The organism is Allokutzneria sp. A3M-2-11 16 (assembly GCF_024213555.1).
GTDB lineage: Bacteria > Actinomycetota > Actinomycetes > Mycobacteriales > Pseudonocardiaceae > Allokutzneria.
The window spans coordinates 446,102-470,014 of record NZ_JANAVO010000004.1; the positions used below are offsets into that span (position 1 = coordinate 446,102).

General features: G+C 69.1%; 22 protein-coding genes. 14 read left to right on the top strand and 8 right to left on the bottom strand.

Annotation, left to right across the window (positions count from 1 at the left end; all coding sequences use genetic code 11):
* The first annotated feature begins 38 nt into the window (after positions 1-38).
* From NLX83_RS25985 to NLX83_RS26015, 7 genes are all read left to right on the top strand, one after another.
* Entirely contained in the window at positions 39-326 is a 288-nt protein-coding gene (locus NLX83_RS25985; RefSeq protein WP_254237779.1) for a hypothetical protein, read from the top strand.
* A gap of 444 nt (positions 327-770) precedes the next feature.
* Positions 771-1,901, top strand: a complete 1,131-nt coding sequence (locus NLX83_RS25990; protein ID WP_254237780.1) for a GNAT family N-acetyltransferase — start codon at positions 771-773, stop codon at positions 1,899-1,901.
* A complete protein-coding gene (locus tag NLX83_RS25995; RefSeq protein WP_254237781.1) occupies positions 1,898-3,058 on the top strand; it encodes a LuxE/PaaK family acyltransferase in 1,161 nt (386 codons plus the stop codon). The genes NLX83_RS25990 and NLX83_RS25995 overlap by 4 nt, the downstream gene beginning before the upstream one ends.
* Complete coding sequence (locus NLX83_RS26000) at positions 3,055-5,571, top strand: acyl-CoA reductase (protein ID WP_254237782.1); 2,517 nt, start codon at positions 3,055-3,057, stop codon at positions 5,569-5,571. The genes NLX83_RS25995 and NLX83_RS26000 overlap by 4 nt, the downstream gene beginning before the upstream one ends.
* The gene (locus NLX83_RS26005; RefSeq protein ID WP_254237783.1) at positions 5,564-6,802 is read left to right on the top strand and encodes a phenylacetate--CoA ligase family protein; all 1,239 of its coding nucleotides are present in this window, start codon (positions 5,564-5,566) and stop codon (positions 6,800-6,802) included. The genes NLX83_RS26000 and NLX83_RS26005 overlap by 8 nt, the downstream gene beginning before the upstream one ends.
* Positions 6,799-8,025, top strand: a complete 1,227-nt coding sequence (locus NLX83_RS26010) for an MFS transporter (protein ID WP_254237784.1) — start codon at positions 6,799-6,801, stop codon at positions 8,023-8,025. The genes NLX83_RS26005 and NLX83_RS26010 overlap by 4 nt, the downstream gene beginning before the upstream one ends.
* Positions 8,026-8,214: 189 nt before the next feature.
* Positions 8,215-10,083 (top strand): hypothetical protein, encoded by a 1,869-nt coding sequence (locus NLX83_RS26015; RefSeq protein WP_254237785.1) that lies wholly within the window; start codon positions 8,215-8,217, stop codon positions 10,081-10,083.
* On the opposite strand, the gene NLX83_RS26020 is transcribed toward NLX83_RS26015, so the two are convergent.
* Entirely contained in the window at positions 10,073-11,035 is a 963-nt protein-coding gene (locus NLX83_RS26020) for a terpene synthase family protein (protein ID WP_254237786.1), read from the bottom strand. The two genes, NLX83_RS26015 and NLX83_RS26020, sit on opposite strands and share 11 nt — an antisense overlap.
* A 192-nt stretch (positions 11,036-11,227) precedes the next feature.
* On the opposite strand from NLX83_RS26020, the gene NLX83_RS26025 reads away from it, so the two are divergent.
* From NLX83_RS26025 to NLX83_RS26045, 5 genes are all read left to right on the top strand, one after another.
* Complete coding sequence (locus NLX83_RS26025) at positions 11,228-12,772, top strand: alkaline phosphatase D family protein (RefSeq protein WP_254237787.1); 1,545 nt, start codon at positions 11,228-11,230, stop codon at positions 12,770-12,772.
* A gap of 73 nt (positions 12,773-12,845) precedes the next feature.
* Positions 12,846-13,070, top strand: a complete 225-nt coding sequence (locus NLX83_RS26030) for a hypothetical protein (RefSeq protein ID WP_254237788.1) — start codon at positions 12,846-12,848, stop codon at positions 13,068-13,070.
* Between the two features lie 508 nt (positions 13,071-13,578).
* Entirely contained in the window at positions 13,579-13,983 is a 405-nt protein-coding gene (locus tag NLX83_RS26035; RefSeq protein ID WP_254237789.1) for a hypothetical protein, read from the top strand.
* Between the two features lie 432 nt (positions 13,984-14,415).
* A complete protein-coding gene (locus tag NLX83_RS26040; RefSeq protein ID WP_254237790.1) occupies positions 14,416-15,330 on the top strand; it encodes an endonuclease/exonuclease/phosphatase family protein in 915 nt (304 codons plus the stop codon).
* A 69-nt stretch (positions 15,331-15,399) separates the two neighbouring features.
* Positions 15,400-16,743 (top strand): aminotransferase-like domain-containing protein, encoded by a 1,344-nt coding sequence (locus NLX83_RS26045; protein ID WP_254237791.1) that lies wholly within the window; start codon positions 15,400-15,402, stop codon positions 16,741-16,743.
* Here NLX83_RS26045 and cutA read toward each other — a convergent pair.
* From cutA to NLX83_RS26060, 3 genes are read right to left on the bottom strand one after another with little or no spacing between them, the layout of a single operon-like run.
* Positions 16,727-17,050 carry a divalent-cation tolerance protein CutA gene (gene cutA / locus NLX83_RS26050; protein WP_254237792.1) on the bottom strand — a complete coding sequence of 108 codons (324 nt, stop codon included), beginning with the start codon at positions 17,048-17,050 and terminating at the stop codon, positions 16,727-16,729. The two genes, NLX83_RS26045 and cutA, sit on opposite strands and share 17 nt — an antisense overlap.
* A 9-nt stretch (positions 17,051-17,059) precedes the next feature.
* Entirely contained in the window at positions 17,060-17,752 is a 693-nt protein-coding gene (locus NLX83_RS26055; RefSeq protein WP_254237793.1) for a YidC/Oxa1 family membrane protein insertase, read from the bottom strand.
* Positions 17,753-17,773: 21 nt separating this feature from the next.
* Positions 17,774-18,343 carry a class I SAM-dependent methyltransferase gene (locus NLX83_RS26060; protein WP_254237794.1) on the bottom strand — a complete coding sequence of 190 codons (570 nt, stop codon included), beginning with the start codon at positions 18,341-18,343 and terminating at the stop codon, positions 17,774-17,776.
* 55 nt (positions 18,344-18,398) lie between these two features.
* Here NLX83_RS26060 and NLX83_RS26065 point away from each other — a divergent pair, with 55 nt between their 5' ends.
* Positions 18,399-19,166 (top strand): AraC family transcriptional regulator, encoded by a 768-nt coding sequence (locus NLX83_RS26065; RefSeq protein ID WP_254237795.1) that lies wholly within the window; start codon positions 18,399-18,401, stop codon positions 19,164-19,166.
* A gap of 137 nt (positions 19,167-19,303) precedes the next feature.
* Here NLX83_RS26065 and NLX83_RS26070 read toward each other — a convergent pair whose 3' ends face one another.
* The 4 genes from NLX83_RS26070 to NLX83_RS26085 all read right to left on the bottom strand — a co-directional run bounded on the left by NLX83_RS26070 (position 19,304) and on the right by NLX83_RS26085 (position 22,183).
* Entirely contained in the window at positions 19,304-19,561 is a 258-nt protein-coding gene (locus tag NLX83_RS26070) for a hypothetical protein (protein WP_254237796.1), read from the bottom strand.
* Positions 19,558-19,839, bottom strand: a complete 282-nt coding sequence (locus NLX83_RS26075) for a hypothetical protein (protein WP_254237797.1) — start codon at positions 19,837-19,839, stop codon at positions 19,558-19,560. The genes NLX83_RS26070 and NLX83_RS26075 overlap by 4 nt, the downstream gene beginning before the upstream one ends.
* A 248-nt stretch (positions 19,840-20,087) precedes the next feature.
* Positions 20,088-20,774, bottom strand: a complete 687-nt coding sequence (locus NLX83_RS26080; protein ID WP_254237798.1) for an SGNH/GDSL hydrolase family protein — start codon at positions 20,772-20,774, stop codon at positions 20,088-20,090.
* A gap of 251 nt (positions 20,775-21,025) precedes the next feature.
* Complete coding sequence (locus tag NLX83_RS26085; protein WP_254237799.1) at positions 21,026-22,183, bottom strand: lactonase family protein; 1,158 nt, start codon at positions 22,181-22,183, stop codon at positions 21,026-21,028.
* 274 nt (positions 22,184-22,457) lie between these two features.
* On the opposite strand from NLX83_RS26085, the gene rocD reads away from it, so the two are divergent.
* Positions 22,458-23,696 carry an ornithine--oxo-acid transaminase gene (gene rocD, locus NLX83_RS26090; RefSeq protein WP_254237800.1) on the top strand — a complete coding sequence of 413 codons (1,239 nt, stop codon included), beginning with the start codon at positions 22,458-22,460 and terminating at the stop codon, positions 23,694-23,696.
* Positions 23,697-23,913: the final 217 nt, after the last annotated feature.

Genomic DNA, 23,913 nt, shown 5'->3' on the forward strand with positions numbered 1-23,913 from the left:
TGTGCCCGCTTACCCTTCAAGCGCACAGGAGAGCAAAAGTGAAGACAGTGAGCGGAAGAGTGCTGGGAAGCCTCCTGGGGCTCGCACTGATCGCCGCGGTGCCCGTGGTCACCGCGACCCCGGCGCTGGCCGCCGAGCACGTCAGCTGCGCGAAGTTCGCCACCTGGGTCGGCTGGGGTTCGATCACCAACAAGTGCAAGACGACGAAGCGCCTGAAAGGCATCGTCGACAGCGGGACCGACACCAAGTGCGAGACCTACTCGCCCGGCCAGAAGCGCAAGTACTTTACGGGCATCGGCTTTATCGAGAAGGTCGTAGCCTGCTGACCGAGGCACGATGAAAGGGACGCCCGCCACCGCGGGCGTCCCTTTTCGCGTTTCCGGGTCAGCGACGCCACGGTCGGCCGACCGGGCGGCGCCGACCCGTGCGCGACTGCTGCGATCGGAGTAAGCCACCCGGGTCGATAGTAGGACACCCTCTGGACTCGACCGATCCCGGTTTGTTCAGATTCCAGACCGGGAATTCCAACCCCCGGCAAGATCGACACGAACGGCCTATTACCTGAATAAGGACTGCCCGTTACCGGATGTGAGGATGGTCGCCGCGAGCGGACATCTCCCCAGGTCAAGACTATATAGAATATTTTTCTGAGGTTTCGGGCGTTAGGATGTGAGACGCCTTCGGTCCGCCGACCGAACCCCTATCCACGTCCTATCCGTCCTGTTCGTGTGCGCCCGAGCAGGATTCGAGTGCTGCCCGAAGGAGACGCGTTGACCCCCGTTTTCGACCGTGCCCGCGTCGAGGACATCGACGAGCTGCTGCGGCTCTACCGACGGGTCTACGGCGCCGCCTACGCGCTGCCCCTCGGCACCGAGCCCGCCGTCATGGCCCGGGAGATCACCTCGGACCTGACCACCTGGATGGTCGCCCGCGAGGCGGGCGGCGGACTGGTCGCCTCGATCGTCGGCAACGTCGATCCGGCCGACCGGCTCGGCAAGATGCAGGGCCTGGTGGTGGACCCGGCGTGCCGCGGCGGCGGCCTCGCCCAGCAGGCGGTCAGCTCGATGAGCGACGAGATGCTCGCGGACGGCCGCATCGACTCGGTCTACGGCACGGCGCGCACCACGTCGACGGCACCGCAGCGGGTCTGCCTGCGCAGCGGTTTCCGCGCGCTGGGGATCTTCCCCAACCTCCGCAAGGCCGCCAAGCACGAGACGATGGTCCTGCTCGCCCGGCACCGCGAGGGCGTGATCGAGCGGCGGCACCCGGTCGAACGCGTCCCGGCCGCCATCGGCCCGATCGTCGCGGCGCTCAACACGGTCGCGGGCATGCCGATGCAGCCGGAAGTGGTCCCCGAGAACGAAGCTCCCGCGGAGCAGGGGCCCTCGGTGGGCGTCGAGCTGATCAACGCGCCGGAGTTCGTGCTGCGCCGCTTCGCCGAGGTGGTCGAGCCGGACCGGGCGTTCTACCCGTTCCACAAGCCGAACATGCTGCTCGCGGCCTCCGACGGCTCGTACGAGGTGTACACGCACCTGAGCATCAGCGACGGCTACTGCACGCTGATCGGCGCCGCGCCCAACCCGATGGCCGTCGACCCGCACATGGACCAGCTGATCAGCCAGCTCGGCAACTTCGGCGCGTTCTACGTCGAGACCCTGGTCCCGCTGCACGCCTTCGACGAGCTGTCCTCGTTGCTCGCGCACGGGTTCCTCCCCGCGGCCGTCTACCCGGCGATGCGCAGGGACGGCGACCTGTTCCGCGACTACGTGGTGATGGCGCGGACGATGCAGCCGCTGGACTTCCGCGGACTCGCGATCGACGCGGCGTTCCGGCCGTTCGTCGAGCAGTACATCGACCTCTGGAAGCAGAAGTACCTCAACACGATCGGGGTGTTCCGGTGAGCAGTTACCTCGGCCCGGTCACGGTGCCGGACCCCTCGGCCCTCGCCGAGGTCCAACGGCTGTGCGATCTCGCGGAGCCCTACGACGTCGGCCCGGGCGCCGACGCGTTGTTCGTCGCCGCGATGAACGAGTCGAACCGGTGGCACGCCGAGCGCTCGCCGTTCTTCGCGAACCTCTGGGGCGCGGGGGAACCGCTGGAGTCCATTGAGGACATTGCGCGGCAGCCCTTCGTGCACGCGAACTTCTTCAAGATGCACGAGGTCGTCTCGATCCCGCGCGAGGACGTCAAGCTGCACGTGACCTCCTCGGGCACCACCGGGCAGAAGTCGCAGATGTTCTTCGACGACTGGACGTTGCGCTCCGGGCAGCGCATGGTGGCGCGGATCTTCGAGCACTACGGCTGGATCGACCCGAGCCGCCCGGTGGACTACCTGATCTACACCTACCAGCCCAAGCCGGGGGTGAACCTCGGCGCGTCGTTCACCGACCACTACCTGTGCGACTTCGCACCGGTGCGGCGGGTGGAGTACGGGCTGCCCAGCACCGGGAACGGCCACGAGTTCGACGCTTTCGGCGCTGTGCGGGCACTTCTGCGCTCGGCCGAGGACGGCGTGCCGGTGCGGATCTTCGGCTTCCCCGCGTTCCTGTCCTTCACCCTTGACCGGATGCGCTCGCTCGGCCTGCCGCCGGTGAACCTCTCCGACGACTCGCTCGTGCTCTTCGGCGGCGGGTGGAAGGGCAACGCGGACAAGCAGATCAGCAAGCGCGAGCTGTACGCGAAGATCACCGATCAGCTCGGCATCCCGGACGAGCGCATTCGCGACGGCTTCGGCTCGGTCGAGCACTCCGTGCCCTACATCGAGTGCGCGCGGCACAACATGCACGTGCCCGTGTGGTCGCGCGTGCTGATCCGCGACGTGCGCACGCTGGAGCCGATTCCGTTCGGCGAGCCCGGCTACCTCCAGTTCGTCTCGCCGTTCATCACCTCGGCGCCCGCGCAGAGCGTGCTCATGGGCGACCTCGCGACGCTGCACACCCCGGCGGAGTGCGGTTGCGGCCTGGACACGCCGTGGTTCGAGATCCGCGGCCGCGCCGGGCTGAGCCGCAACAAGAGCTGCGCCATCGCCGCCGCCGAACTCCTGAAGGACAAGTCGTGAACCAACATTACTGGCAGGGCGAGTGGGTCGACGACGCCGAGGCCGACCGCAGACTGTCCACTTTGGAGGAAGCGACCCAGGCCGTGCTCGGCCAGGAGCCGCTGAGCCCGCTGATCGTGATGGCCGCGGCGGAGCGCGTGGTCAAGCACCTCGCCGACGCGGAAAGCCCGGTGCGCCAACGGCTCGCGCAGCGTCTGGTGGACTGGAACGTGCCCGCGGAGGAGATCGAGCAGACCCTCGGCGGGCTGTGCGGGGCGCTGGCCCGGCCGACCATCGAGAAGAAGGTCGTCCGCGAGCTGGGCAGCGTCGACCCGAACCGCTTGGCGCGCTTCGACTTCCGCAAGCAGGTCTTCGAGGCGTGGGTGCCGGTCGGCCTGCTCGCGCACATCGCCCCGGGCAACGCGCCCGCCGCGGGTGCGCTGAGCTGCCTGGAGGGGCTGCTCTCCGGCAACCTCAACGTGGTCAAGACCAGCGGCGACGACTCGCGGTTCACCGCCGAGCTGCTGTCCGCGCTGGCCGAGGCCGACCCGACCGGGCAGATCGCCGAGCGGGTGATCGTGCTGCACTACTCCTCCAGCCGCCGCGAGTGGCTGGAGCGGATGTGCGCCCCCGCCGACGCCGTCGCCGCGTGGGGCGGCGAGGAGGCCCTGGCAGGCGTCGCGTCCGTGCTGCGCCCGGGATGCCGACTGGTGGACTGGGGCCCGAAGCTCTCTTTCGCTTACCTGACAAGCGATTCCTGGTCGAACACGGAGACCCTGCGCGCGGTGGCCGCCGATGTTTGCGCCATGGACCAGCAGGCGTGTTCGAGTCCGCAGGTGATCTACCTGGACACCGACGACGCTGAGGTCTTCGCGTTCGCCGAGCGCTTCGCCGCTGTGCTGGACGATGTGGTCGCCACCGTCGAGTGCCGCGAGCCGAGCGCCCCGGAATGGGCCGAGATCACCAACACCGTGCTCGTCACGGAGCTGGAGCAGCACCTCGGCCTCACCAAGGTCCACAAGACCGACTCGTGGCGCGTGCTCGCCGACACCCGCTCCGCGCTCCGGGCCTCGCCGCTCTACCGCACGGTCTGGGTGAAGTCCTTGGCGCGCAAGGAGATCTCCGCGGTTCTGCGGCCGATGCGGCGCTATCTCCAGACGGTCGGCCTCGGCGCGAACCGGCAGGACACCGCGGCACTGACCCGCAGCCTCATCGCGGCGGGCGTGCAGCGCGTGACCGTGCCCGGTGCGATGCTCGGCAGCTACGACGGCGAGCCGCACGACGGTGTCTACGCGTTGCAGCGCTACAGCCGCCGCGTCGATGTGCAGCTGGACGAGCGTTTTGACCGCGACGCGTGCCTGGACGACCTGGTGAGTGCGCGGAAGTTGCCGCCGCCCACTGTGCCGGTCACCACGAAGGCGCGGTTCGACGAACTCCAGGACGACCTCAGCCGCGCCGAGGTGTTCTTCCGCAGCGGTGGCACCACGGGCGCTCCGAAGCTGTCCGCGTTCAGCTGGGCCGACTACGACGAGCACATGCGCCACGGCGCCGAGGGCATGATCGCGGCCGGGTTCGACCCGCGCACCGACCGCACGATGAACCTGTTCTTCGGCGGTCAGCTCTACGGCGGTTTCCCGAGCTTCTTCTCGGTGCTGGAGCGGCTTGAGGCCGTGCAGTACCCGATGGCGGGCCAGCAGAACGAGCACGAGATGGTCGCTCAGTCCATTGTGGACAACAAGGTGGACACCGTGCTCGGGATGCCGAGCTACCTGTTGCGGTTGTTCGACGAGGCCGGAGACACGCTTCGCGCCTACCGCGGCATCCGCAAGGTCTTCTACGGCGGCGAGCACTTCAGCGAGCAGCAGAAGCGTTGGCTGACCCAGGAATTCGGCGTAGAGCTGATCCGCTCCGCCGCCTACGGAAGCGTCGACGGCGGGCCGCTGGGCTACCAGTGCCTGGAGTCGCCGTCGCGGGTGCACCACCTCTTCGCCGGTATCCAGACGCTGGAGATCCTGGACCAGGAGGAGGACCGCCCGGTCGGCCCCGGCGAGACCGGACGCCTCGTCTTCACCGCGCACACCCGGCGCGGGCAGCGGCTGGACCGCTACGAGATCGGCGACCTCGGGCGCTGGCTGGACGAGGAATGTCCTTGTGGCAGAAGGACTCCGCGTTTCGAGCTGCTCGGCAGGGTCGGTGATGTGTTCCGCAGCGGCGGGCACTTCCTCAACTACCGCAGGTTCGTCTCGGCGGCGGGCGAGGCGTTCGACTACGCCGGTGACCTCCAGATCGTGCTGGACGAGATCGGCGACCAGGAGCGGCTGACCATCCGCCTAGACCGCGACCGCGCCCCGTCCGACACCGAGGAGGTGTGGGCGGAGTTCGTCCAGCGCTACCCCGACCTGGAGACCACCGCGGTGCGGGACCAGCTGGTGTCCCTGCACATCGAACTCGCCCCCGCCGAGGAGTTCAAGCGCACCACCAACAGCGGGAAACTTGTTGCCGTCGTGGACAACCGGGAGCGCAACGGTGCTTGATCAACTCGTCAAACTCGTCCGGGACAGCTCGCCGTTCTACGGGGAGCTGTACAAGGACCTGCCGGACGCGCCCGCGCTCGAAGACCTCCCCGTGGTGGAGCACGGCGCGTACTGGGCGGCGAACACGTTGCTGGACAACAAGCTGCGCACCGGTGAGCACATCGGCGGGATCATCTTCAAGAGCGGTGGCACCACGAGCGCGCCGAAGGTATCGGTCTACACGCGGGCCGAGTGGCGGGAGATGAGTGAGACCTTCTCCAAGGGGCTCGTCGCCGCCGGGCTGCGCGAGGGCGACCGCGTCGCGAACCTGTTCTACGCCGGGGAGCTGTACTCCAGCTTCATCTTCACCCTCAACGCGTTGCAGGACGCGCCGGTGGACACCGTGCAGCTGCCGATCGCAGGCTCCGCGACGCTGGAGTTCGTCACCAGCGCGCTGCTGGAGTTCGACGCCACGGTGCTCACCGCGCCGCCCACGTCGCTCTGCCAGCTCGCCCAGCACGTGCGGGACACCGTCGGCTCGCTGCCGCTGATCCGCCTGGTGCTGTTCAGCGGTGAGGCGTTCTACGGTGATCAACGCGAGCTGCTGGCGTCGGCGTTCCCCAACGCGTCCGTGCGCTCCATCGGCTACGCCAGCGTGGACGGCGGCATCATCGGCGCGCCCGTGCACGGCGAGGACGACGCCCGCGTGCACCAGGTCTACCCCGGCCGGATCATGGAGATCCTGGACGAGGACAACGGAAATCCCATCACCGAGTCCGGCCGCGCGGGCCGCATCGTCGTCACCGACCTGGTTCGGACGCTCCAGCCGGTGCTGCGCTACCCGGTCGGTGACCGCGCCGAGTGGGTGGACTTCGACGCGAGGACCTTCCGTCTGCTCGGCCGTTCCGGCGAGGGCGCCCGCGTCGGCCCGGTGACCCTGTATCTCGATGATCTCCTGGAAATCGTGCGGAATGCCGCTGGTGGACAGGGGATCACCGGTGGACAGGTCGTGCTGCGCCGCCGCGAGGCCAAGGACCAGCTCGTGCTGCGCCTTGCCGGGGACGTGACGGACCCGTCCGAACTGTCGAGGGCCATCGCGGCGCGGCTGGACGAGACCCGGCCGATGTTCGCCGACCACGTGGCGCGCGGGCTGATCCAGCCGTTGGCCATCGAATGGGTCGGCACCACCGGGCTGACCACCAACCCCCGCACCGGCAAGCTCGTGCGGCTGATCGACGAGCGTGGCGCATGAGCACTCCTACGCGGCAGCGCCCGCTTTTGTTGCGCAACAAGAACTTCGCGCTGGTCTGGATCGGCCAGGTGCTCAGCCAGGGCGGCACGCGGGTCTACCAGATCGCGTTGCTGTGGTGGTTGCTCGGCCAGCTGCCGGAGAACGTCCGCGGCATCGCCTCCGGCGCGTTCCTGGTGATGGGCGCGCTGCCGCCGTTGCTCCTGATGCGCCACATCGGCGGGCTGATCGACCGCGTGCCCAGCCGCAGGGTGATGCTCCGCGCGGAGCTGATCGCGTGCGCCGTGGTCACCGTGCTGGCCGTTTTCGCTTGGCAGGACGCGGTTCCGGTGTGGTCGGTGTACGTGGTCGCGCTGATCCTCGCGGTGTGCCAGGCGTTCTTCGACCCGTGCCTGCTCAAGGCGATGCCGGAGTTGGTGGAGGGCAAGGACGTCGAGCGCGCGGTCGGCTTCGGCACGTCGACGCAGTCGGTGGCGAACTTCGCTGGTGCCGCCTTCGGCGCGGTGCTGCTCGCCACGGTCGGCTTCACCGGCGCGGTCATGATCAACGCGGCGAGCTACGCGGTGGCCGCGGTGTGCCTGTACTTCGCGCGCTTCACGCCGCTGCCCGTTTCTCCTCCGCCCCCTGGGGAAGCTCCTCCGCAAGAGCACAAGAGCACGTGGAAGTTCCTGGGCTCCATGCCTTCCGTGCGCCCGCTGCTCGTGTGCTTCGCCGCCGCGAACTTCTTCTCCGCGCCGACGCTGCTGGTGCTGCCGCTGTACACGAAGCTCGTGCTGGAGCAGGAAGCCGGGACGCTCGCGATCCTGGAAGCCGCGCTGTGGCTCGGATTGCTGCTCGGTGCCTTCAGCGCGGCGAACATCCCGACCGCGGGCCGCACCGTGCGCTTCGGGGCACTGTGCATCGCCGCGTTCGGTGTCTTCCTCGCGATCCCGGGCTTGGTGACGAACACGGTGATCTACGCCGTGGTGCTCGCGCTGGCCGGACTCTGCCTGGGCGTGTCGAACGTGAAGTTCACCGCGTTGTTCCAGGTAGCCGTCCCGAACGAGGTGAAGGGCCGCTTCTTCGCGGCACTCCAGGCCGCCATCAGCTCCACGTTCCCCGTCGCATTCCTAGCCTTCGGCGCCTTCGGCGACGCCATCGGCCCCCAACTCCTCACCCTGGCCCAGGGCGCGGGCCTGCTCATCTTCGCGTTGGTCCTGGCCCGCATCCCCGAACCCCCCACCTAACCCAGCCACCTTTTCCCGTTTCGTACTCTTAGCCGGATTTTGGATCGTTCAAAAACCCGATAAGAGTACGAAACGGGATTGGTTTGGACCACGTTAGCCCGCGTTGAGGGGGCGCGGGGTGTGCCACATGGGGTGGAGAGTACTTCAAATCGCGGACGCGGGCGAAGTTCAGCGGGCAGGATCAGCGGCGTGAAGCTTCGTGTGCTCAGTGTGGTGATCGTGCTGGCCGGGGCTGTGGGCCCGGCCGCGGCGAACGCGAGAGAAGCGGCGGTCGAACCGTGCAACCGCGTCGCGGTGGGGCCAGCGCAGGTCGTCGTGGACAATCCGACGCGGCAGCGGCTCGGGCTCAACGGCTGGCCGGACACGGCCTTCGGCGTGCTGCCGGAGGGCAACGGCAACTACAAGTTCCTGTCCACGGCCGCACTGGTCGGCGCGGGCGGGCAACCGCAGAGCATCGCCGTCACGCGCGGCACGCTGGACAACCCGGTCGCGGGCGGCGTGGTCAGCATGAAGCAGGTGACCGGGCTCGCGCCGCCCTACCAGTACGCGGGCGGCGGGCCGGTCTACCGCGATCCGGGCAGCGGACTCGTCCTCCAGGTGCTGCACCTGGAGCGCAAACTCAGCGAGCAGCACCACTTCTACGCCGACCTGCATCTCGGCGTGCACGACCCGGCCACCGGCGCGACCACGTTGATCGGCGAGATCGTCAGTCCCGACATGGACTTCGCCACCGCCGACCAGCACGACCTGACCGCCGACATCGGCACCTCCTCGCTGGTGCCCCGCGACGGCCACCTGTACCTGTACTTCCCGGACTACTCCTTCGAGAACGGCGGCTTCAAGGCGACCGGCCTGTCCGTCGCGCGGGCGCCGCTCGCCGAGGTGATCGACGCGGCGAAGCGCAAAACCGTTACCCCGTGGGCGAAATTCCACCAGGGTGGGTGGAGCTCGGCGGGCAAGAACGGGCCGTCGACGTCACTGCGCGAGGCGGTCGGACCGTGGCACCCCAACGTCGTGCGCACCACCCGCGGTGGCACGATCATGGTGGCGGGCAACAGCATCACGGAGTTCGAGTTCTCCCACTCGCCGAACGGCATGACCGGCTGGACGCCCGCGCAGCCGCTGTTCCGCGACCCCGAGCGCGGCAACGCCTATCCCACCGTCGTCGGTCTCGGCGCCGATCCCTCGGTGGTGGACGACAAGTTCTACGTCTACTACCTCCAGTGGGCCAAGGCCGGTGACTGGAGCAACGCCGTGGCGATGCGCCGCCTGATCACCTGCGTCGCGGGGCGCCCCGCCGGCCAGAGCGCGTTGGTGGGTTTCTCGAACGGCACGCAGCACCGGACCACCACGGACGCCGAGCGCACCCCGGGTTTCGCTCCGGTGGAAGGAAAGCTGTGGCACCTGGCCGACGCTCCAGCCGACAACACCACGGGCATTCACAGCTGCCGCAACGGTGCGAGCGACCAGTTCCTGTCGAAGGACCCGGGTTGCGAGGGCAAGCAGAACTCGATCCTCCAAACGGAGGGCTGGCTGTACAACGCTCCCCCTGCCGCACCGTCGACGCCGTTGTACCGCTGCCGCGTGGGCGGCACGCACTACACCGCGACCACAGAAGCCTGTGACAACAAGGCGGGTGCGGTCTCGGACGGTCTGCTCGGCCACGCGCTCACTTCGCCCAAGCGCGCTTTCTCCCGCTTCTACGACGGCCGCGAGCATTGGGACACCAGCGGCCCGGTCACCGCGCGCTACTCGTTGGAGCACCGATACTTCCTGGAGAACTCGACCAAGCCGGGCACGGTGCCGCTCTACGGCTGCTCCTACACGAGCGCCAAGGGGCTCAACCACTTCACGTCGCTGCGCGAGGACTGCGAGGGGCAGACGAAGCTGCGCGTCGAGGGATGGATCTACCCCGCCAAGCCCGCCGAGCCGTCGGTCGAACTGCACCGGTGCTACTGGAAGGACCAGGACGACCACTTCCTGACGCCGTTCCGAAACTGTGAGAACGTTCCGAACCACGTCTACGAGAGCTCATTCGGCTTCGCGCTCACGAGTTGAGCAGGGCGGGGCGCTGAATCCACTGGTGCGTCCCGGCGGTGAACTGCCGCAGGTGGTCGATGTGCCGGAGCAGGCGCTCCCCGTCCGTCAGGCCGAGACCGAGTTCGACGGCGAGCGCGGGGACCTCGGTGATCGCCAGGTTCTCGAAGCGGCGCAAGCGTTCCGTGCCGAGGTTGTTCAGGATCTCGCCCGCCCGTTGCGACGAACAGCCGAGGAATCGTGCGTACACGTGGACGCCGTTGTTGGTCGTCATGCCGCGGCTGCCGTCCTCCTGGTAGCTCCACGCGTCCCGTTGCGGCGCGGTGGCTTCGAAGAAAGCGGCCAGCAGCGCGCGCATGGGCCACGTCGAAAACACCTGTCGCGGCAGCTCGTCGTCGATGAGGTGCCGGATCAGGTCGTGAGCCCAAGGCACGCCAAGGGTTCTCGTGCGCGTCGCCAGATAGCTGCTCGGGTCGGGCACCCGGTTCTGGCAGAGGTTGAACAGCTCCTCCACGTGGGCGTCGACGTAGCACTGGATGTTGCGGCGTAAGCGTTCTCTCTGCTCGGCTGGCATCGTCCGCGTCGTGCGGGGCCACAGGTCCACGAGGCCCCGCTCGGCCGGGTTCCCGGGCGTCAACGCCTCCGTCGTCGTGAACGCCACCAGTCTGCGGGCGAAGAGCTTCGCTCCGCCGATGTCACGTGTTCGTCGGTACTCACCGAAGTGCCCGGCCAGGTAGAAACCCCAGATGTGCCATTCGCTGAGCAGGAACAGCGCCGCTTCCGCGGCCTCCGGGTGCGTGTGCGCGGCGAACGTGGCCGCCCCGAGCTCGTCGATGTCGCGCTCGTCCCACAGGCCCGCGAGCATGCCCGTCCGGCGCGCCCAGTCCCTCGCGTGCGCGCCCGCCTCGGCCGCGCGCGGATTGCTCCGCGCGGGATAGGGCCGGTACATCTCCGGTTGCCGGTAAGCGGACATGCTGCGCACCCCTTGTCGACGGCGCCAGGACCTGCCGATCAAAGCGCAGGGCCGCTAGCCCGGACGACGTGGCAAACGGGTGACTCGTGCGGGAAATGCCGATCAGTCCATAAAGGACGGTGACGTCGTGGTTTCACCTCACCGACGCGGAGTGTTCAGGATGTCGCCACTCGAACTGGCTTCGGTGTCGTCATGAGACCGAACCTGAACCGCCGCGACCTCCTCCGCTCCGCCGCCGCTGCCGGGGCGCTCGGCGCGGTCTGGCCGCTGAGCGAATCGCTCTCCCCCGCGCAGGCCATGGCCGCGGCCGTCGACCTCGGCGTCTCCTACGATCCCGCTCCGTTCACGCTGGGCGTCGGTTCGGGGGACCCGTTGCCGGACGGGGTCGTGCTGTGGACGCGGCTCGCCCCGGAGCCCCTTTCCCTCACCTCGTCGCTCGCCGATTCCGTCGATGTGGCGTGGAGCGTCGCCGAAGACCCCTTGTTCCACCGAAAGATCGCCGGCGGCACGGTCGCCGCGACCGCCGCACAGGGCCACAGCGTGCACATCCCCGTTCACGGATTGCGCCCGGGAAGGCGCTACTACTACCGGTTCTCGGCGCTGGGGAAGACGAGCCGCGTCGGCCGCACGAAGACCGCTCCGGTCGGCCCCGTCGCCGAAGTCCGCTTCGCATCAGCGAATTGCCAGGCGTTCCACGACGGTTTCTACGCCGCGCACCGGGGTATCGCCGGTGAGAATCTTGATTTCGTTGTACATCTTGGGGATTACATCTACGAGCACGGAAAGGTCGGCGGGCAGCACGTTCGAGACCACGAAGGCCCAGAGGTTTTCACGCTGGCCGACTACCGGCGGCGGCACGCGCTCTACAAGGGCGATCCGTCTTTGCGCGCCATGCACGCCGCGCACCCCGTCTTCCTGACGTGGGACGACCACGAGGTGGTCAACGACTACAGCGGCACCACGGTCTTCCGGGAGCGCCGCGCCGCCGCTTATCAGGCGTACTACGAGCACATGCCGCTGCGCGACGGGAGCGGCCCGCAGATCTACCAGACCCGGCACTGGGGCGACCTGCTGGAGCTGGACGTGCTCGACCTGCGGCAATACCGCTCCGCGCAGAACCTGCCCAACGGCACGATCCTCGGCGCGGAGCAGAAGACCTGGCTGAAGAACCGCATCGGTTCCGCGGGCGACTCGTGGCACTGCTGGGTCAACTCGATCATGCTCAGCCAGCTGGCCAAGCCCGGCGGCGGCTACTACTTCACCGACCAGTGGGACGGGTTCCGCGCGGAACGCGACGAGGTGCTCGGGCACGTGCACCGCAGCGGGATGCGGGACCTCGTGGTGATCACCGGGGACTGGCACTCCGCGTTCGTCGACGACGTGGTGCCGGACTTCGACGAGCCGGACGCGCCCGTGATCGGCACGGAGTTCACCGCGCACTCGATCACCTCCGGCGCGTACTCGCCGGAGTGGAACGCCACCAACGGCCCGGTGATGGGCCGGGCCAACCCGCACCTGAAGTACTTCGAGGGCAACCGGTACGGCTACGACGTCTACGAGGTCACGCCGCGGCGGTGGAGCACGCACCTGCGGGTGATCGAGGACCGCCGCGACCCCTACTCGCCGGTACGGACGCTCACCACCTTCCACGTGGACCGCGGCGTCCCCGGCAGCCGCGAGGACCGGCGGGGAGCGGATTCGCCCGCGCAGTACCGGCGTGGTGCGCCAAGTGGATGATTAGGGCCGATCCCGCAGGTCATCACCCCTACGATTGGAGGACTGCCGCCTGCCCCGAGAATGCGAGTGGATCATGTCGTCTCCGCTGTCCCCCGACTCCGGCGGTCCGGGCCGGGCGCTGGCCCGGTTCATCGGCGGGCCGCTGGACGGGCGCGAGGACGCGATCCCGGTGGCCAGGGCGGTCGCGGGCAGCACCGTCACGCACACCTACCTGCACGGCGGGCCGAAAATCGAGACCCACTACCAGCTGCACCGCACCGCAGAGGGCGGCTGGGAGTACCGGCTCAAGCCCGGCTGAGCGGCGTCCGGGCTAGTTCGCCTGGGTAACTATCCATCGCGTTTTCGATACAGACGCTGGCACCGCACCCCCAGGAGGCTCTGGATCGGTGCGGTGCCGTGCATTTCGGGCATTGGTGACCCCATCCGGTCTCCGACCGGTCACGAGACTGACCCGATCGGGTTGCTCCCGGGCCCGGGTGGCCCAGCCCCGGCGTCTCCCGTACGGGCGACCTTGGTCGTGTTTGACCGCCCAAACGAGCCCCTGAACTGCGATAACGCGGATGTGTACAAACGTGTGATTTCGGTTTCCTGATGGGACCTTCATATCAGGGTTGTCTCTGCCGATTCCCTTTTCAGCTCGACGTACAACAGAATTCCGGCAGGCTTCTCAGTGCTTGTCGCCGGAGTCACGACAAGCTGGTGACAAGCACCGGAAAGGACCACAGGCACGCAGCGACGTCAACGTGAATCCAAGACTCGCAAGTTCAGGTTTAGGTTCAGCTTCAGCAGTTCGACGGGGAGAGTTCGTGAAGCACTCCAAGGACCTCGGAACCCATCGCGCGCTGCCGCACGGCACCAGGGGGCTGCCGAGCGGGCGCGCCGACATCACGGTCGGCCGCTGGTACCTGGCGGCGGCGGAGGCCCATGAGGGCACCGACCGTGGGCGATCGCTGGTGCGCGCCGAACAGGCCGTGCAGAGTCTGGAAAACGCGCTGAACTCGTTGACCGACGCGGACGAGTACGAGCTGGCGATCGTGATGCACGGCCTCGGCCGCGCGCACCGCCTGCTCGGCCAGGACGAGATCGCGCGACACTGCATGGAGTTCGCCGACCGTTCGCTGCACCGCTTCGGCATGTCGGTCGACCAGGCCGTCGCCGCCGCCGTAGACCCCCGCGCCGACGCGGTCCGCCGCCACCAGGTCAACGCCTGACCACCGCGGTTTTTCCCTGAACGAGTCGTTCGGGGCGTTGGGTTCCCCGAACGACTCGTTCAGGGAATCTAACGCCCCAAACGCGACATTGGGGACGCCCTCGTCCAGGCTCGCCGGGCTGATGGATCGTGCTCCGACCCGAACCCTCGCAGACCCCCACTCGACCAGGCGCTTTTGGTCTCCCATGCCTCTTTCCGCCCTCGACCTACCCTTCTCGATAAGCCCTGAACGAGTCGTTCGGGGCGTTGGGGTCCCTGAACGACTCGTTCAGGGCACCTAACGCCCCAAATGCGTCGTTGGGGGCGTGGGGTGTGGAGGGGGCGGCCGGGCGGGGGTGAAGGGTGGGCGAACATCTGCCCCTTTGGCCCTGGTCAGCGGGGCGCGCGCGGCTAACGTGAATCGTATTCACCCTGCGATCCCCGGGAGACCGCGATGCGCCGCTGGACTCTGTTGCTGACCGTCGCCGCCCTGCTGAGCGCCCCACTGCCTGCCGTGGCGGCCCCGCCGGTGCGCGTGCTCACGCACAACGTCAAGTTCCTGCCGAAGATCGCCGCGCCGACGGACGCCCAGGACACCCGGGCCGGGCTGATCGCCAACGCGAGCTACATCAAGGGCTACGACGTCGTCGTGCTCAACGAGGTCTTCGACAACCCGGCCTCGGAAAAGCTGCTCCAAGGGCTGCGCGCGGAGTACCCGTACCAGACGCCGGTGGTGGGCCGGGGCGACGCGGGCTGGGACGGGACCTACGGCGACCCGCAGTTCGACCTGGAGGACGGCGGCGTCGCGATTGTCAGCAAGTTCCCGATCTCCGCGCGCAACCAGTACATCTTCACCAACGGTTGCGGCGCGGACGGCTTCTCCAGCAAGGGTTTCGCCCACGCGAAGATCACTGTGCGCGGGCTGACGGTGAACGTGGTCGGCACCCACGTCCAAGCCGACGACAGCACGTGTCCCGCCGGAAGGGCGCGGGCGCTGCGCGCCGAGCAGTTCCGCGAGATCGACTCCTACCTGGACCAGCGGGTCACCGGGACGACGGTCATCGCGGGTGACCTCAACGTGCACCGCGACGGGCCGGAGTACCCGGGCATGCTCACCGACCTGGACGCGCTCGCGCCGACCTCATACGCCGGTCCGCCGTCCTGGTCGCCGTCGCGCAACTCCATGGCGAGCGGATCGGAGGAGCACTTGGACTACGTGCTGCTGCGCCGGGGCGCGGGCAGGGCGGCGTGGCGCAACGAGACGCTGCTGGTGAAGTCGCCGGAGTGGCAGGTGAAGATGCTCGGAGTGGTGGTCCGGCGCGACGACGAGTACTCCGACCACTTCCCGGTCGCGGGGTCCGCGGGATGAGACGGCTTTGAGACGCTTTCGGCAACAGTGAGCCCGTTTTCGCAGCTCAACGGCTCATAACCTGCTCACATGGCCCTCCCGATCACCGTCGACCGCGACCGCGGCGTCCCGCTCCACCGGCAGATCGCCGAGCAGCTGACCGAGCTGGTCGAGCGCGGAGTGCTCGGGGCGGGCACGCGGCTGCCGTCCACGCGCGCCCTCGCCGCGTCCTTCGGCGTCTCGCGCGGGGTGGCCGTCGCCGCCTACGACCTGTTGTTCGCGGCTGGGGTGCTGCGCGGGCGGCGCGGCGCGGGCAGCTACGTGCAGGGCTTGCCGAGCGTCCGCAGGACGACGGGCCCGATGCACGGGATGCCGCCGCCGATCGATCTTCGGCCCGGGCAGAGCAACCTGACCCGCTTCCCCCGCGAGGCGTGGCGGGCGGCGTGGCGCGCGGCCGGGCACGTCCTGCCGAGACCCGCGCCACCACTGGGATTGCCCAGGTTGCGGGCCGCGCTGACGGACTACCTGGAGCGCAACCGCGGACTGGCGATGGCCAATCACGAGGTGATCGTGACTGGCGGGCCGAGCCATTCGGCGGAGCTGCTGGTCCGCGCGGTGTGCAAAGCCGACGACATCGTCGCGGTGGAGGACCCGGCGCCGTGGCCGCTGCGCGCGTTCGTCGGCGCACTCGGCCCAATGGTGCGGCCGGTGCCGGTGTGGCCGGACGGCTTGTGGCTGGACCTGCCGTCCAAGGCGCGCCTCGTGTTCACCTCGCCGGACGGCCACGATCCGCTCGGCACGCGGATGCCCTTGTGGCGGAGGCGGGCGCTGCTGGACTGGTCGCGCGCGGCGGACTCGGTGCTGGTCGAGCTGGGCCAGGAGGTTCCGGAGCACCACGAGCCGGTGCCGAGCCTTCTCCAGCTCGGAGACCGAGCATCGGTGGTGCACATCGGTTCTCTGCGCTCGCTGTTCGGTTCCGCGCTGCCACTGGGCTATCTCGTGGTGCCGCGGCGGTTCGTGCCCCGGCTGGAGGTGGTGCTGACCGAGACCGTCGCGCGGCCCGCCCCGGTTCCACAGGAGGCGGCGGCCGAACTCCTCCAGCGCGGCGCGGTGCAGCGCTACCGCACCCGGCTCACCGAGCTGCACGCGCTGCGGTTGGCCGCGGTCCGTTCCGGGTTGGAGGACCTGCCGGTGGAGGTGCGCGGGTCGATCAGCGCGGGCACGGCGACGGTGCTGCTGCCGCAGGGCGTCACCGCGGGCGCCGTGCTGGAGCGGCTGCGGCCGAAACTCGTGGTCGACCCGATCGTGTTCAACGGGGGCGAGGGCCTGGTGCTCGGCTGCGCGCACCTCGACGAAGGCACCTTGCGCACCGCGATCTCCTTGCTGGGCAAGGCGATCGCCGATGTGCCACCCATGCTCAGCCGCGCGGGCTGACCTGTTCGGTAACCCAGTCGAGGTAGTCCTGCGAGCCACCGGTGATGGGCACGGCCACCAGTTCGGGCACCTCGTAGGAGTGGTGCGCGCGCACGTGCTTGCTGAGCTCCTCCATGCGCTCCTCGGCCGTCTTGATCACCAGCTGCCACTCCTGGTCGACGCACACCTCGCCCCGCCACCGGTAAACGCTGCGCACCGGGCCGACGACCTGCACGCACGCGGCGAGGCCATCGGCGACCAGCGAGCGCGCCAGGTCCTCGGCGGCGTCCGCGCTGTCCAGGGTGGTGAAAACCATCAGGTGTCCCACACCACGAGGCTAGGACGAAGCCCCATGCTTGTCACGCAACAGGATCGCGCGCTGCACAGCCGTCCACGCGGTGGTGACCAACAGGTAAATGCCTGCCGCGAGCGGGACGAACAAGGCGATCACCACGGTCACGTAGTGCACCATCCGCAGGCACCCGGGGCCGCCCGGCGGCTGTCTGCGCGCGGTCCACCAACCGACCAGCGTGATCAACCCGAGCAGCGCGCCGAAGACGACGACCGCCTCCACGCTGAACCCGACCCCGAACACGTACGAGCCCAGCGGAACCCCGAGCACGTCCTCGGTGAGCAGGTCGTTGGCCTGCCCGTTGACGGCGGGCATGCTGAACAGCCGGTACATGACCACGAAGAACGGGATCTGCGCGAGCGTGGGCAGCATCCCGACGAAGATCCCGGAGCTGCGGTAGAACGCCAGCGTCTCGCGCTGCAACCGCTCCTGGTCGTCGGAGTACTTCTCCTGGAGCTCCTTCAGCCGCGGCAGCAGCACCTCGCGCTTGCGCTCCGCCTTGGCCTGGGCGAACCCCAAGGGCAGCAACAGGATTCGCACGGCCATGGTGAACAGGACGATCGCGACGGCCGTCGCCGCGCCCCCGAAGACGGATTGGACGGCACCCGCGATGGCGCTGACGAGGTGGTAGGCACCTTCGATCGGCGCACCGAAGACGGTGTCGAGGAAGTCGGACATTGCACCGTCCACAGTAGATGGTCAATCCCGGTGCGCCCGGAACCGCATCTTTTCCTTCGGGCGCACGGTCATTTCTACCCTGTCGAAGCCCGCCGCGCGCAGCCTCCCGGGCAGCGTGTCCGGATCGACCGGGTTGAAGGTGTCCCCGATGTGGATCAACCTGAAGCCCAGCGAGTGGACGCCGTCCGAACCGGTGAACACCCCGCCGGGCCGCAGCACCCGGAACGCCTCGGCGAAGAGCCGGTCCTGCAACGCCGCGGTGGGCACGTGGTGCAACATCGTGAAGCACACGACCGCGCTGAAGTCCTTGTCCGGCAAGGGAAGTGCGGTGCCGTCACCCTGGAGGACGCGAACCCGGCCACCGTGCAGCCGCTCCAGCCGCCCCGCCATCGCCTCGTCGATCTCGACCGAGGTCAGCCGGGGAACCAGGTCGACGAGGGCCCGGGTGGTGGCGCCGTATCCCGGCCCGATCTCCAGGACGTCCTCACCCAGGTCCGTCCCGTCCAGCGCCCACGGGATCTGCTTGTCCCGCACGTCCTTCGCCCACGTCTCGGAGCCGCACAACCACTGGTGGTACCGGTTCATCCCCATGCCGCGACGGTAGGGACGGCGCCGCCGTGACCGCTACGAGCTACGCTGCCAACTGATGTCGCTCAACGGCCAGCTGGTCCCGGAACCCTCCTTCAACGTGATCATGGTGGGCAGCCTCGACATGCCGGGCGGGCTGCGCTTCGAGCGGCACACCCATCCCGTGCACCAGCTGAACTGGGCGACCGACGGCGTGATCACGGTGACGGCCGACAACGGCACCTGGGTTCTGCCGAGCACGCGCGCGCTGTGGATTCCGGCCGAGGTCGAGCACAGCACCGCCGCGATCGGCCCCGCGGTCATGCGCAGCGTCTACTTCCCGTTGCGGGACTGCCCGATCGACTGGTCCGAGCCGACCGTGATCGCGGTCAGCCCACTGCTCGGCCAGCTCATCGACCACCTCAGCCGGGACGGCCTCGCCCCGGACGAGCGCACACGCGCCGAGGCCGTGGTTTTCGACCTGCTACAGCCGGTTTCGGTGACCACGTTGGAGCTGCCGATCCCTGCCGACGCACGGGCCCGCGCGGTGGTCGACGCGCTGCGCGCCGATCCCGCCGACGACCGCGACCTCGCGAGCTGGGGTCGCTTCGCCGGGGCCAGCGAACGAACACTGGCCCGGCTCTTCGTCGGCGAGACCGGCATGACCTTCGGCCACTGGCGCGCGCAGAACCGCATGTGCGCCGCCCTGCCGCTGCTCGCGGAAGGGATCGCGGTGGGCACGGTGGCCCGCCGCGTCGGCTACGGCACCGCGAGCGCCTTCGTGGCCGCGTTCCGCCGTGCGTTCGGGGTTTCCCCCGGCAGCTACTTCTCGAGGGCCTCTTTGTGAGGTCTCGTTCGATGAGAGTCGGGATCGAGGTCGTTCCTGGCAAGACTCGGGGGAGGCCGCGTACCGGTGTTGTACGTGGCCTTCGCCGAGGCGCAGCCAGGGGCGGGCTCGGCCCGGCTATCGCGAACACGGACCTCTCAAAGAGGCCCTAGATAGGTGTCTGTTCGTTCTCGGGCCAGGGCGAAGTCGTCCGCGGCGGAGAGCAGGTCCCCCGCGGCCGCTCCGAGCAGGGCCATCGCGTCCTGCAGCTCGTAGCCCGATCCCGGCTCCATCACCGAGTTCAGCTCCGGCCGCAGCTCGTCGAGGATGCGCCCGGCGAGCTCGCGCAGCTGCTCCTCCGGGAGCGTGCCGCGCGCCATCGCCAGGCGCCGGTGCACCGCGCCGATGGAGGTCATACGTCCTCCCGCGCGGCGCGTTCGCGGACGGCGGCCTCGCGCAGCAGTTCCGCGGCGCGGTGCAGCCGGTAGACCGCGTCGTTGATCTTCTGGACCCCTGTCGCGGCATACGCCTGGGCCGTGGCGGCTTCCGGATGGGACGAGCCGACCCACGTCAGCACCAGTTCGGAGTGCGCGTGCTCGGCGGCTTCGCGGTGCCCCGCCGTCTCCCCCGCGCACTCCCCGGTGCGGTCGGCGAGGGCATACAGCACCTCGGTCCCGGTCTCCAGCGTCGTCAACGCCTAACCCTCCTCGCCAGCTCCCGGCCCCGGACGCGTACCCCTTGATCGTGCCAGCAACCGCGGCCCGCCCGCGCGCGGGTCACCGCTACGGAGTACTGGCGGAAACGGTGGACCCCGCGAGGAAAGTCAAGTCTTTCGACTCACGAAGAAAACTGTTAGCCGGTTCGGCCCAACCTATTCACACGCGGTCCACAAAAAACCGCCGCCGCCCTCATCGAGGACGGCGGCGGAGTGAACTCAAAATGTCACCCGATAGCGGCCTTGAACGCCGCGAGGTAGCCCTGGGAATGTCCGTTGGTGTTCGGGTGGTAGGACTCGTTGATCGGCCAGGACAGGCCGTTGAGCCATTCCGCGCTGGAACAGATGCCGTGTCCGTTGAACCGGTCGCGGATGTCGGCGAAGCGGAAGCCCGCCGCGGCGACCCGGCCGGAGATGACGCCGGAGAGGATGTCGGCGCCCTGGTTCAACCGCTCCCGCTTGGCCTTGCTCAGGCCGCCGAGGCCGCAGGTGCCCAGGTCGAAGAGGCGGGGGTAGTTGAACACCACGACCTTGGCCGACGGCGCCTTGGACTTGATCTTGGAGTAGGTGGCGTCGAGCTTCGCGGGCAGGGTGGTCCGCGCCTGGTTGACCGCCTCGGCCACCTTGTCGAAGCAGCTCTGGTCGCTGCCGAGCTGGCAGGAGGTGAGCACGCTGGCGAAGCCGACGTCGTTGCCGCCGACCGACAGGCTGATCAGCGAGGTGGACGCGGTGAGCTGGTCGGCCTGCTTCTGCACGTCCGGCGTGCGCCCGCCGGAGCACGCGATGAACTTGAAGGAGGCCGGGTTGTTGGCCTTCGCCCACAGCGGCGCGTAGGCCACCGGGCTCCTGCGGCAGTCACCGCTGGAGGAGTCGTAGGTCCGGGTGCCCACCCCGGAGTCGTACGAGTCGCCCATCGCCACATAGTTCTCCGCCGCCCTCGGAGCCGCAATTGCGGGCGTCGCGGCGACAATGCTTAACGAGATGGCCGCGGCTGCCACCGCGAAATATGCCTTTGCGCCCACAAGGGCCTCCCCACGACGTTGCGTGACCTAACACATAACTCATGAGTAGCACGCAGCGTCGCGGGGAGGAAGATGCAGAATTCGCCGGTGAGGCGAAATTAGCCTGAACAGCTCTCCTTATCTGCTCCATCCGCCTGACGACGTCAGGCTGGCACCACGCAGACCGGCCTCGGCGTGCTCAGCGCGGTACCGGCCCGGGTGAGCCCGCCGGTGGCCCGGTCCACCTGGAACACGGCCACCCCGGGCGAGCGCTCGTTGGCCACGTACAGGAAGCGGCCGTCGTTGGTGAGCACGATGTGCCGCGGCCACGCACCGCCGCAGGAGGGCGTCCCGACCGGCTTGAGCGCCCGCCCGGCCGCGCCGACCGCGAAGATCGCGATGCTGTCGTGGCCGCGGTTGGACAGGTACACGAAGCGCCCGTCCGCGGAAACGATCACCTCGGCCGGGTAGTTGCGCACCGCCCCGCCCGCGGGAGCAGTTGGCACCGTGGCGCCGGGCGTGAGCTTGCCGGTCACCGCGTCCCACGCGCAGACGGTGATCGTGGAGTCCAGCTCGTTGGCCACGTAGGCCGCGGTCCCGTTGGGGTGGAAGGCGATGTGCCGGGGACCCGCGCCCGGCTTCAGCTTCGCCTGCGAGTGCCGCTTCAGCTTCCCGGTGCCCAGATCGAGCCGGTAGACGTACACCGAATCGGTGCCGAGGTCGACCGCGTGCAACCACCGACCGCTCGGGTCGGTCAGCACCTGGTGCGCGTGCGGTCCCTGCTGCCGATCGGGGTCCGGCCCGGAACCCTTGTGCTGCACCAGGTCCGTCGCCGGGCCCAGCGCTCCGCCCTCGCGGATCGGGTGCACCGCGACCGATCCGGAGGAGTAGTTGGCGGTCAGCACGTACCGCCCGCTGGGGTGGACCGCGAGGTGGCACGGGTCGGCGCCGAGCGCGGACTGCGATCCGAGCGCCTTGAGCCCGCCGTTGGCGTCCACCGCGAACGCGCTGACCCGGCCCTCCGTTGTCTCGTTGACCGCGTAGACGGTCCTGCGGTTCGGCGCGAGGGTGAGGAAGGACGGGTTGACCACGCCTTCCACCGTGGAGACGACCTTGAGCGCTCCGGTATGGAGGTCCGCGTCGGCCAGGCCGATGCCCTTCCCGCCACCCGTGCCCAGGGTGTAGCAGCCGAGGTACACCCGCCGCGTCGCGACGCCGTGCGTCGACGCCTGCGCCCCGTGCGTCATGAGCACGCTCCCCCCGACCACACCACCGAGCACACCGAGGAACCGCCGCCTGCCGAAGCCGTCGCTCTCGATCATCCCAGACCCTTCCGCTCGTCCGCCGCAGCAGCACAGTGGACTGGACCATTGACCTTTGGGAAGGGCTCTTGGCAAAGATTGCACAGCGGGCAATCCGCGGCCCCCGCGATGCCTGCCGATGGCGCAGCGGATGCCGCCATCGGGTGGAAAACCGGCCCCGAACACCCCTTGACACAACGGATCACCGTGGAATCACCCGATCGCGCAACAAACCGCTGCCCTGAGCAACACCTGACGGCTGAAATCGTCGGCTGGCGCGGCTTAGCCTTACGGCATGACCGCCATCGCCGATCGCCCGACCACCGGCCCGCTGAGCTCCTCGGCCGAGTTTGTCGCCCTCGACGAAACCTGGAGCACGCACAACTACCACCCGCTCCCGGTCGTCATCGCCCACGCCGAGGGCGCGTGGGTGACCGACGTGGAAGGCCGCGGCTACCTCGACTTCCTCTCCGGGTACTCCGCGCTCAACTTCGGCCACCGGCACCCCGACCTGGTCGCCGCCGCCGTCGAGCAGCTGAACCGGGTCACGCTGACCAGCCGCGCCTTCCACCACGACCAGCTCGGCCTGTTCTGCCAGGAGCTGGCCGAGCTGACCGGCACCGACCTGGTGCTGCCGATGAACTCCGGTGCCGAGGCGGTCGAGTCCGCGATCAAGGTCGCCCGCAAGTGGGCGTACCGGGTCAAGGGCGTCCCGGCGGACCAGGCGCAGATCATCGTCGCGGGCTCCAACTTCCACGGCCGCACCACCACCATCGTCTCCTTCTCCGACGACGAGGTGGCCCGCGCGGACTACGGCCCCTACACCCCGGGCTTCGTGGCGACGGCCTACGGCGACGCGACCGAGGTGGCCGCGGCGATCACCCCGAACACCGCCGCCGTGCTGGTCGAGCCGATCCAGGGCGAGGCGGGCGTGCTCGTCCCGCCGCCGGGCTACTTCACCGAGCTGCGGCGGATCTGCGACGAGAACAACGTGCTGCTGATCGCCGACGAGATCCAGTCCGGCCTGGCCCGCACCGGTGAGCTGCTTGCGCTGGACCACGAGGGCGTGCGGGCCGACCTCTACACCCTGGGCAAGGCGCTTGGCGGCGGCATCGTCCCGGTCTCGGCCGTGGTCGGCCGCCGCGACGTGCTCGGCGTGCTGCGGCCCGGCGAGCACGGTTCCACCTTCGGCGGCAACCCGCTGGCCTGCGCGGTGGGCCGCGCGGTGATCAAGCTGCTGGCCACCGGCGAGTTCCAGCGGCGTTCCCGCGAGCTCGGCGAGCACCTGCACGGCCGCCTCGCCGACCTGGTCGGCAAGGGCGTCTCGCAGATCCGCGGCCGGGGCCTGTGGGCCGGTGTGGAAATCGCGCCCGGCGGACCGGCGGGCCGGGAGGCGTCGAAGGCCCTGGCGGCGCGCGGGATCCTCTGCAAGGAGACCCACGACAACACCCTCCGCGTGGCCCCGCCGCTGGTGATCACCCGCGAGGAGATCGACCGCGGCGTCGACGCCATCGCCGAGGTCGTCCGCCCCTGACCCACAGCGTTCCTGACCCACAGCGTCACTGCCCCACAGCACCCCTGACGCACCGCGTCCGTGACCCACCCCGTCACTGACGCACCGCGTCACGAAGGCCCGCTCACCCCCGCGGTGTGCGGGCCTTCTCCTTTCCGCGCAGGGGTTCACCCGTCTTCAAGTCCTACGAACCCACCCCTCAGCGGTCGCTAACCGCCCCCAACCCCCAGCACCTGTG

What these genes read in the sequence shown, in the direction of transcription:
- rocD (WP_254237800.1), top strand. Translation starts at nt 22,458, where the DNA reads ATGACCGCCATCGCCGATCGCCCGACCACCGGCCCGCTGAGCTCCTCG.
- NLX83_RS26055 (WP_254237793.1), bottom strand. Translation starts at nt 17,752, where the DNA reads ATGTCCGACTTCCTCGACACCGTCTTCGGTGCGCCGATCGAAGGTGCC.
- NLX83_RS26020 (WP_254237786.1), bottom strand. Translation starts at nt 11,035, where the DNA reads ATGTCCGCTTACCGGCAACCGGAGATGTACCGGCCCTATCCCGCGCGG.
- NLX83_RS26065 (WP_254237795.1), top strand. Translation starts at nt 18,399, where the DNA reads ATGTCGCTCAACGGCCAGCTGGTCCCGGAACCCTCCTTCAACGTGATC.
- NLX83_RS26070 (WP_254237796.1), bottom strand. Translation starts at nt 19,561, where the DNA reads ATGACCTCCATCGGCGCGGTGCACCGGCGCCTGGCGATGGCGCGCGGC.
- NLX83_RS26080 (WP_254237798.1), bottom strand. Translation starts at nt 20,774, where the DNA reads ATGGGCGACTCGTACGACTCCGGGGTGGGCACCCGGACCTACGACTCC.
- NLX83_RS26025 (WP_254237787.1), top strand. Translation starts at nt 11,228, where the DNA reads ATGAGACCGAACCTGAACCGCCGCGACCTCCTCCGCTCCGCCGCCGCT.
- NLX83_RS26045 (WP_254237791.1), top strand. Translation starts at nt 15,400, where the DNA reads ATGGCCCTCCCGATCACCGTCGACCGCGACCGCGGCGTCCCGCTCCAC.
- NLX83_RS26060 (WP_254237794.1), bottom strand. Translation starts at nt 18,343, where the DNA reads ATGGGGATGAACCGGTACCACCAGTGGTTGTGCGGCTCCGAGACGTGG.
- NLX83_RS26030 (WP_254237788.1), top strand. Translation starts at nt 12,846, where the DNA reads ATGTCGTCTCCGCTGTCCCCCGACTCCGGCGGTCCGGGCCGGGCGCTG.
- NLX83_RS26040 (WP_254237790.1), top strand. Translation starts at nt 14,416, where the DNA reads ATGCGCCGCTGGACTCTGTTGCTGACCGTCGCCGCCCTGCTGAGCGCC.
- NLX83_RS26085 (WP_254237799.1), bottom strand. Translation starts at nt 22,183, where the DNA reads ATGATCGAGAGCGACGGCTTCGGCAGGCGGCGGTTCCTCGGTGTGCTC.
- NLX83_RS26010 (WP_254237784.1), top strand. Translation starts at nt 6,799, where the DNA reads ATGAGCACTCCTACGCGGCAGCGCCCGCTTTTGTTGCGCAACAAGAAC.